This window comes from Microtetraspora sp. NBRC 13810 (assembly GCF_030268685.1).
GTDB lineage: Bacteria > Actinomycetota > Actinomycetes > Streptosporangiales > Streptosporangiaceae > BSRQ01.
This window is the reverse complement of the sequence record NZ_BSRQ01000021.1, coordinates 166,962-175,197: the sequence shown is the minus strand read 5'-3', so window position 1 is coordinate 175,197 and position 8,236 is coordinate 166,962. Positions and strand designations below refer to the sequence as shown.

10 protein-coding genes are annotated in these 8,236 nt (G+C 65.7%); 7 read left to right on the top strand and 3 right to left on the bottom strand.

The window, feature by feature from the left end:
• Together QSK26_RS33200 and QSK26_RS41990 are read left to right on the top strand one after the other, a co-directional pair.
• On the top strand, window positions 1-1,228 hold a 1,228-nt coding region (locus QSK26_RS33200; protein WP_285779265.1), incomplete at its 5' end, for a M50 family metallopeptidase.
• Window positions 1,229-1,469: 241 nt separating this feature from the next.
• Complete coding sequence (locus QSK26_RS41990; protein ID WP_352244442.1) at window positions 1,470-1,640, top strand: recombinase family protein; 171 nt, start codon at window positions 1,470-1,472, stop codon at window positions 1,638-1,640.
• Window positions 1,641-1,876: 236 nt separating this feature from the next.
• Here QSK26_RS41990 and QSK26_RS33190 read toward each other — a convergent pair whose 3' ends face one another.
• Both QSK26_RS33190 and QSK26_RS33185 read right to left on the bottom strand, forming a co-directional pair.
• Window positions 1,877-2,449, bottom strand: a complete 573-nt coding sequence (locus QSK26_RS33190) for a hypothetical protein (RefSeq protein WP_285779264.1) — start codon at window positions 2,447-2,449, stop codon at window positions 1,877-1,879.
• A gap of 13 nt (window positions 2,450-2,462) precedes the next feature.
• Window positions 2,463-2,765, bottom strand: coding sequence for a DUF3289 family protein (locus QSK26_RS33185; RefSeq protein ID WP_285779263.1), 303 nt, complete (start codon window positions 2,763-2,765; stop codon window positions 2,463-2,465).
• Between the two features lie 107 nt (window positions 2,766-2,872).
• Here QSK26_RS33185 and QSK26_RS33180 point away from each other — a divergent pair, with 107 nt between their 5' ends.
• The 5 genes from QSK26_RS33180 to QSK26_RS42185 all read left to right on the top strand — a co-directional run bounded on the left by QSK26_RS33180 (window position 2,873) and on the right by QSK26_RS42185 (window position 5,678).
• A complete protein-coding gene (locus QSK26_RS33180) occupies window positions 2,873-3,085 on the top strand; it encodes a hypothetical protein (RefSeq protein ID WP_285779262.1) in 213 nt (70 codons plus the stop codon).
• 491 nt (window positions 3,086-3,576) lie between these two features.
• Entirely contained in the window at window positions 3,577-3,795 is a 219-nt protein-coding gene (locus QSK26_RS33175) for a hypothetical protein (protein WP_285779261.1), read from the top strand.
• Between the two features lie 5 nt (window positions 3,796-3,800).
• On the top strand, window positions 3,801-4,115 hold the full coding sequence (locus QSK26_RS33170) for a hypothetical protein (RefSeq protein ID WP_285779260.1): 315 nt from the start codon (window positions 3,801-3,803) through the stop codon (window positions 4,113-4,115).
• Window positions 4,112-5,233 (top strand): hypothetical protein, encoded by a 1,122-nt coding sequence (locus QSK26_RS33165; protein ID WP_285779259.1) that lies wholly within the window; start codon window positions 4,112-4,114, stop codon window positions 5,231-5,233. The genes QSK26_RS33170 and QSK26_RS33165 overlap by 4 nt, the downstream gene beginning before the upstream one ends.
• A gap of 61 nt (window positions 5,234-5,294) precedes the next feature.
• Window positions 5,295-5,678 carry an SDR family NAD(P)-dependent oxidoreductase gene (locus tag QSK26_RS42185; RefSeq protein WP_285779271.1) on the top strand — a complete coding sequence of 128 codons (384 nt, stop codon included), beginning with the start codon at window positions 5,295-5,297 and terminating at the stop codon, window positions 5,676-5,678.
• A gap of 91 nt (window positions 5,679-5,769) precedes the next feature.
• Here QSK26_RS42185 and QSK26_RS33155 read toward each other — a convergent pair whose 3' ends face one another.
• Window positions 5,770-8,154 (bottom strand): LuxR C-terminal-related transcriptional regulator, encoded by a 2,385-nt coding sequence (locus QSK26_RS33155; protein WP_285779258.1) that lies wholly within the window; start codon window positions 8,152-8,154, stop codon window positions 5,770-5,772.
• Window positions 8,155-8,236: the final 82 nt, after the last annotated feature.

Here is an 8,236-nt window from a genome sequence, read left to right as displayed (position 1 = left end):
ACAACACCAACGCCACCGCGTCGGCCTTGAACTCGGGTGGGTAGTTCTTCATCACCATCAGGAACATCTCTTCCCCTGGACCTCAAGATCCAGTCTTCGAGGTGTCCTCGTTCAAGGGGGAATGCCCTACATCCGCATGATTGGAATGCTGCCGCCGCGACCCGGAGGGGATACCACCAAGGTCAGGAGCACGGTGACAGGACCTTTCCAGGGGCTGATCGAGTCCGCCCGCGAGGCCGCACTGGAAGAGGTGAGTCCAGGCGACGAAAACCGCGTCTTCTACCGCAAGAAATGGTGGCAGAAGGTCATCATCATGTCCGGCGGGCCGGTGATGAACTTCGTGCTCGCGTTCGTCTTCTTCACTATCCTGCTGGTCGGCATCGGCCTGCCCGCCGAGGCCCCGATCGTCTCGCCCACCACCGAAACGTGCGTAATCCCCAGTTCCGAGCGGCGCGCTGCCTGCGAGCCCGGCGACCAGCTCACCCCGGCCGCGCAGGCGGGCCTCAAGCCGGGCGACCGCATGGTCTCCTTCGACGGCGCCACGATCAGCTCCTGGGAAGACGCCAAGCGCCTGATCCGCTCCCACGGCGCCGGCCCAGTCAAGCTCGGCATCGTGCGTGACGGCAAGCCAATGATGTTCGACGTCACGCTCATCGCCCAGGACCGGCCCAACCTCGAAGACCCCGAGAAGACCGACAAGAACGTCGGCTTCCTCGGCGTGCGGCCCACCGAGGTGATGGAGCAGCAGAGCGTCGGCCAGGTGATCGGCTACATGGGCGAGCAGACGGCCAGGGTGGCGGGCTCGATCTTCAACCTGCCGGAGAAGATGGTCGGCGTCTGGCACGCGGCCTTCTCCGCCGAGGAGCGCGACCCCGAGGGCCCGGTGGGCATGGTCGGCGCGGGCCGCTTGGGCGGCGAGATCCTGACCTCCGACCTGTCCAACAAGGAGAAGATCGCCACCTTCATCAACCTGCTGGCCGGCTTCAACCTGGCGATCGGCATGTTCAACCTGATCCCACTGCTGCCGCTCGACGGCGGACACATCGCAGGCGGCCTCTGGGAGGGCCTCAAACGGGCCTACGCCAAGATCATGCGGCGGCCGAAGCCCAAGCACGTCGACATCGCCAAGGTGCTGCCGCTGACGTACGCGGCCGCACTGGCGATGATGATCATGGCAGGCCTGCTCGTCTACGCCGACCTGGTCAACCCGCTCACACTGACGAACTGACGGACCGGTTCGTGCCAATCGATCCGCGCCGGGCCCTTCGACAGTTCAGGAGGTCAGGCCAGGGATCTCCGGGTTTGGCGGCCTATGACTCGTTGGTTAACGGCACCTCGACGCGCTCATTCGAAGCTGAGGTCAGTCAACAGTGGGGGCGGAATTGGTCGATTGCGCCCCCATAGGCGGATCCAATCAACCCGCCGTCCGGAGATCCCCTTCACCAGCAACCACTCCGCGGATGCCGGGCGTGGCTGACCTGGTCTATCTGCGGCACTCCACCGACAAGCAGACCGACGCCCGCCAGCGGCACGCCCTCACCGCCCTGCTGGCCGCAGGCGCCCCCGTCTACGAAGATCCCGCCACCTCCAGCAGGCAACTCTCCCTCGACCGCGCGGGCTTCACCACACTGCCGCACTAGGCCGCCGTCGGCGACACCATTCGTATCGCCGACGCCGCCCGACTGTTCCGCTCCGTCGCCGACATCCTCGCTCTGCGCCCAGTGCTCATCCGCCGCGGCCTCCACCTGCGCGTCGAATCCGGACTGTTGTCTGGCATCGACCTGGCCAGCGACGACCCCGGCACCAAAATGATGGTCTCCGTCCTGGCCGCCGTCCTGGAGTTGCTGCTTCCCGGCGAAGCGTTCCGCGAGCCCTCCTACGGGAACTGCTTCTCCTCGCGGCCGATGTCGTCGATCGGGCCGAGGATCGTCCAGCCGGGCCCGAGGGGGCGGGTGGAGCGGAAGCCGTGGGCGTCCGCGTACTCCTCGGCCTCCTCCGCGGTGTCCTCGGGGGCGCGCATGATCGTGTAGCGCGGGGGGTCCTCGTGGTAGAAGCGGTAGAACGTGCGGCCCTCGTCCTTGGGCTGGTAGAGGATCACGCTGACGCCCCAGAGGGCGTCGTACACCTTCTGGTCGCGTGGGGGCGTCGTCGTGCACGTGTCGGAGGGGCGGCCGGGCTCGCGGACGCAGGTCCGGTACAGGCTCCAGTCGATGCGTTCGGCGCGGGGGTGTTCCGCGATCAGCTTCCGCATCCGGGCGTCGGCCCGGGCGAAGGCGTCCTCGCGGCGGTCGTACTCCTGCTGCAGCCGGTTGAAGCGCTGCTCGTCGAAGCCGCTGCCGAAGTGGGCCTCCAGGCCCGCGAGGACGGCGACCCGCCAGGCCAGGTACCCGGCCGTCACGACGAGCAGCGTGACGACCAGGACCCGGCCCGGCGAGCGCCTGTGGGGCATCAGGTCGGCGAGGTCAGAACGTGCCGCTGATGGGGATCTCGATGTCCGCCTGCGCGATCGGCGGGGGGTACTTCCCATCGAACCGGTCATAGTGCTGGAGGGTAAACCAGTCGATGAAGCCGTACTCCGTGATCTCGTCGTCCGGGTCGAGACCGAAGTGGTCGTAGGAGTGGAAGACGAGCTTGCCGGAGAAGGAGTTGCCCTCGACCTTGTAGTCCTTCAGCGCGATCGTGTGGCCGTGGAACTGGTGGATCGCGATGGAGAGGGCGCGCTGGTCGGCGTCCCAGAGCGAGAAGTCGTACACCGGGTACTTCACGTCCTGGCGGAGAGACGATCGAGGAACGGGTCACCGCGCTCGCCGCGTGACTGCGGCGACGCCTTCAGGAACTGCCCCGGGTAACCGTCCAGGACCGCGGCCGGCGTTTGTGCGGGATCGTCACCTTTACCGGCGACGACGTGCCCGCCGCCGAGGTGCAGAGGTGTCTCAGCGCGACAGGCATCAACGTCAGCGTCTCCCGGGTCACCTCGGCGCGGTTCGACCTCGGCTCCCGAGGGCTGCCCGGCGTGATCCGGGCCTCGGGGCACTACTACAACAAACAGCGTCCCTTCGAGTCTTCCTGGCGTTTGCCGGTGTAATTGGAAGCACGTCCCCTGACCGGGGAACGCGAGCACCACACGGCGATGCCCCGTCAGAACCCGTCTGGTGGAGCATCGCAATTCGCTGTTCCGACCGGAAGATTCCCGAAGGGCTTTCACTCTGAATTGCTTTTTCTTTATCCACGTCGGGTCGGCTCTCAGGCTCGACCCAACGCCATTTGCCGGGACGATCCCCGCACGTGCGGGGGCCGATGCTCCAGGGCACTCCGCTCGCTCTGGCGACCCCCTCGGTGCGCACATTCGTACCGAAGTAGCCCACGGTATGCCCTCCGCGCCGACGATCCTGTATCGTCTGGCCAGATGATCCACTGTTACGTTGGTGCTACGGATCGAGAGGTGTCGAGTGGCTGACGTCCCTCCCGCGCACGCCGAGGTTCTGCGGTGCCGCCCAGGCCGCCGGTGGTCAGGCGGAGGGCCGACGGGCTTCTGAAAACGCTGCGCGTGGATCCGCGGGCCCTGCGCTCGATGAGGTGCTCGCCGGGAACATCGTGTCGGCGGCGCGGGCGGCGCAGCAGGACCGGCTCGGGCGGATCGAGGAGTCCGAAGGGGACGAAGCCGCGCCGCAGGAGGGTTTCGACTCCGGGGAACTGGTCCAGCGGCTGGATGAGTTGGCGGCCGAGGCCGTCCAGGACTTCGATCGGGTGACGTCGGCGCTGGGCGAGATGTCGCGGCGCCTGGAGAAAAGGTAGTGGTGATGGCGGACGATCAGGTGATCATCGATGCGAACGGCCGGTACGCCTCCGGGCGCGGTTTCCAGTCGCTGGCGAGTGACTATACGCAGTTCGCTTCGGGTATGCGCGGGCACTTGAGCGGTGACCGCCCGTTGCCCTACGAGGAGATCAGCGGCCCCTATTCCGAGTTGATGGATGACCTGATCGCCGGGTGCGAGCAGTTGGGCTCGATGCTGAGTAACGCCGGTACGGGGCAGGTCGTCATGGCGGATGGGAGTGTCGAGGCCGAGCGGGTCGGCATCGAGAACATCAGTCGCTTAGGGCAGATGCCGGCGTGAGCGTCATGATGGACGACCCGATGATCGCCAGCGGCTTCGGTGTGCTGGGGCTTCCCCCGATGCCGAATCTGGACACTCTGGAGAAGCACGTCGGGACGCTGACCACGGCCGCTGGTTTTCATCAGCAGTTGAACGAGGACGGCACGCACGCTTATCGCCTGGCCGGGGTCAACCAGGGGGCGGCGGCGGACGCGGCGAACACCTACCTGGCGGGCAGTGAAGGCGCCCTGCCACAGACCCATGATCTCGGTGGCCGTCTCGCCCACGCCGCCGGCGGGCTGGGGATCGCCGGCGGCATAGTCAAGTGGATCGGCGACAATCTCGCCGCCCTCGCCGTCGGCGCGGTGGCCGCCACCGCGACTCCTCACCTCCTGCCCCGCCTGATCGCGATGGGCAAGCGGTTCCTGGCCATGCTCAGCTCTCTCCTGCAGAAGGTCGGACGCTTTCTGAGGGCGCTGCGCAAACCCTCTCCGGTGAGGACGAGGCTCATCACTCAGGAGGATGCCACCCTCCTGACATCCAAAACGGCGAGTCTCATGCAGAACGCGAGGGCGATAACCCGCCATTTGACACAGAGCCGGATCTCTCTCGGCCGGGCAGAGGAACAACTGGCGCGTGGTGAGAAGACCTTCGCGACCGTGAGGTCGAATATGCAGGCGGCCAGAGCCGCCATTGACCGGAGAGTCGACCGTAGATATCAGCGCGGAGATTATACGGCAGGCCAGCGTCACGACTACTTGTACACCCACAGCCGTGGGCTGCAGAACCATCCGGTCCTTCACCCGCATGAGCAAGCCACGCTGAAAGGGCATCTCAGAACGCTGGACGACCTGGAAGGACTCGTCCAGCGCGGAGTGAAGGAGCACCTGGATACCGCCCGGAAGCGCATCGACAATGCCTGGGACGCCTATTTCAAAGAGCCTCCCCTGGCGAACACAGCCGATGACGCGCACAGAGCCCATGAGCAAGTGCGCCGCCCCCTGGACTTGAGCGGAATCAGGACGGCACACGACCAGGCCCGGGACATGGAGGAGCGCAGGAAAACTCTCGAGCGCGATATACCGTCTGTCGTGGCGCAAATCCGCGGAACAATCTATCCCGGCGAGGGCCGGCTGTAGAAGGTGAGGCTCGGTCCGTCGCCGTGGTGGTAGGTCGTGACGGCCTCGCGGATCACGAGGAATCGGCAGAGCCGTCGCGCTGGCGTTCGCCCAGGAAGGGGCACGGGTGGTTCTCGCGGCCCGCTCGGCCGACCGGCTCGCTCAGGTGGAGGACGAAATTCGCGATCTGGGCTCAGAAGCGCTGTCGGTGCCGACCGACGTGACTTCCCACCATGCTGTGGCAGCCCTGGTGGACGCCGCGATGAACCGATTCGGGAGAATCGACGTACTGGTGAACAACGCCGGAATCATCACGGACGACATGTTGACGATGGTGCCCGGCCCCTGTTGCCTGAGTATCGGGAGTACGCGTTGCGTCACGCTGACCATCCCGAAAAGGCTCGCCTTCAGGGTTTGGCGGACGTCGTCCTCGAAAGTACTTCAGCTCGCCTCTAATCATCAGTGATCATTCTTCACTATGACTGGCCATCGAAAGCCCGAACTCCAGCTTGTCCACGTTTGCCGCCCGGAATATCCAGCCACAGCCACAGCCATGGCTACGGAACCTCCGGGGTGTTCGGGGGGCTGCTGGACGAGGGCTCGTCGCGGTCCTGTTTTAGCATGCTGACCCAGGTCGCGACCTGGACGCGAGAGGTGAATCCAAGCTTGCTGAGGATTCTCTCGACGTGCCCTTCTGCCGTGCGCTGGGAGATCACCAGCGATGCCGCGATCTCTTTGTTGCTCTTTCCCTTGGCGACCAGCCGGGCGACCTCGATCTCCCTGGCGGTCAGCTGATCTGCCTGCCCGGACTCCTTGGCCGGCTTGCTCGCAGGGGTGCGCCGGTCAAGGGCATACGTGATCGCCTCATCGTAGGACAGCATGGCACCTCGCCTGACCGCCGCGTCAAAGCAGGTCCGGCTGAGGTCACGGCGAATTCGTGACTCGCATGCCTCGTGATCGCGGGCAAGGTTTCCGTACGCGGCCAGCGGTGGCACGCCGATGGTACGCCATACGGTGTGGAGAACTCCCAGTAGTTGGGCCGCCCTCTCATTCTGGCCCTCTGCGGCGGTGACCGAGGTCAGCGCCTCCAAGGTGAGCCCGGCCCCCAGCGGATCATCGATCAGGTGCATGATCTCAAGGGCGCTCTTCACCAGTTCGTCGGCGCGCCGGGTGTCGCCCTGATGCCAGACCGCGATGCCCAACGCCGTCATCGCGTATGCCTTGTGCCATATCTCCCTGTGGGCGTCACACACTCGCAGGCATTCTTCGGCGGAAGACACGGCTCGCGGAATATCACCCAGGCAGGAATAGCTCAGCGAGAGCCGGAGGAGCGCCTGCGCGAGGCCCATCGGATTCTCGGCGGCGCGTTGACGGGTCACCGCGTCCTCGTACAGAGTGACGGCGGATTGTACGTCCTCTTGATGCATGGCGGCCATGCCGGAGCACAGTGCGACGTAGGCGAGGTCCGGCGTCAGCGACAGCGTCTCCCCGATGGTGCGGCTCTCCTCCAGCATTCTCTCGGCGGATGCGATGTCGCCTTGATATATGGCCAGCCAACTGTTCGACCACAGCGCGCGGGCCCGGACTTCGTCGGGTTCGGTGTAGGCGGCCAGCCCTCGGTTCAGCCAGCAGCGCCCCTCGACGAGATGGTAACCACTGAGCCAGTGGGTGATGAGGTCTGACGCCATGGCCAAGCCGCGCCTGATGTCCGCCGGTTCGCTGAAGTGGTTTTCGAGTGCGGCGCGCAGGTTGGTGTGTTCCAGGTGGAGCCGGGCGGTCAGCGTCTTCTGCGACGGCCCGAAAAGCTGTGTGCTCGCCCCGGCCGCCAGTTTCCGGTAGTAGTTCCGATGTCTTTGGCGTAGCGTCGACTCTTCCCCGGATGCGACGAGTCGTTCTAAGCCGTATTCGCGGACCGTTTCCAGGAGCCGGTAACGCACCCGCGACGGCTGTTCCTCCCGGGTCAGGATGGACTTGTCGACCAGGGCCGCGATCAGGTCGATGACCTCCTCGCGGGCGATTCCGTCTCCGGCACAGATCTCCTCCGCCGCCTCAAGGTCCAGGCCGCCGGAGAACACCGAGGCTCGCGCCCACAGCTGTTTTTCCTGTTCGGTACACAGGTTGTAGCTCCAGTCGATCAGAGCTCGTAGCGTCCGATGGTGGGGCAGGCGCGTCCATGGTCCGACGGTGAGCAGTTGGGAGCGGTTTTCCAGCCGGTCGAGCAGTTGCTGGACCGACAATGCCCGCAAGCGCACGGCCGCGAGTTCGATCGCCAGCGGGATCCCATCCAGCCGGCGACAGATTCCTATCAGCGCGCCCTGGTTGTCCAGGGTGACGGTGAAGTCCGGGAGCATGGCCCCGGCCCTTTCCACGAACAGTCGCACCGCATCGGACTGAACGAGCAACCCGTCCGGAGACGATACGTCATCGGACTCGGGCAGCGACAGCGTCGGCACGTGCATGAGCTGTTCGCCGCCGACGCCCAACGCCTGCCGGCTGGTAGCCAAGATCCGCAGTTTCGGACACGACCGGAGCAACGTCTCAGCGACTATGGCGCACGTCGGCAGCACGTGCTCACAGTTGTCCAAGATCATCAACATCTGCTTGTCCCGCAGGTGGTCGATGAGCACGTCCACGGTCGGCCGGCCGGAGTGGTGCCGAATCAACAGGGCCTCGGCGACGTTCTCCGGGATCAGCTCCGGGTCGGGGAGGGCGGCGAGTTCAACCAGCCAGACGCCGTCCGGGAAAGACCGCCGCATTTCGGTGGCCACCCGCGTGGCCAGTCGGGACTTGCCCACCCCGCCCACACCGGTCAGTGTCATCAGTCGTGCATGCGACAGCAGCCGCTTGACATTGGCGATCTCGTGCCGCCGTCCCACGAAGCTGGTCGTCTCGGCCGGCAGTCCGTGGGTACGGCTCTCCTTGAAAGCGGTTGTTGCTGTCATCACATGCCTCGTGCGGTCGCAGGGGCCGGTGGGTCATCGTCAGAGCCTGTCACCCCAGGTTATGCCCGGTCCGACGGCACCG

Bases quoted from the DNA above. Each gene is read 5' to 3' on its own strand.
- QSK26_RS33155 (WP_285779258.1), bottom strand. From the start codon at position 8,154: ATGACAGCAACAACCGCTTTCAAGGAGAGCCGTACCCACGGACTGCCG.
- QSK26_RS33190 (WP_285779264.1), bottom strand. From the start codon at position 2,449: ATGCCCCACAGGCGCTCGCCGGGCCGGGTCCTGGTCGTCACGCTGCTC.
- QSK26_RS33170 (WP_285779260.1), top strand. From the start codon at position 3,801: ATGGCGGACGATCAGGTGATCATCGATGCGAACGGCCGGTACGCCTCC.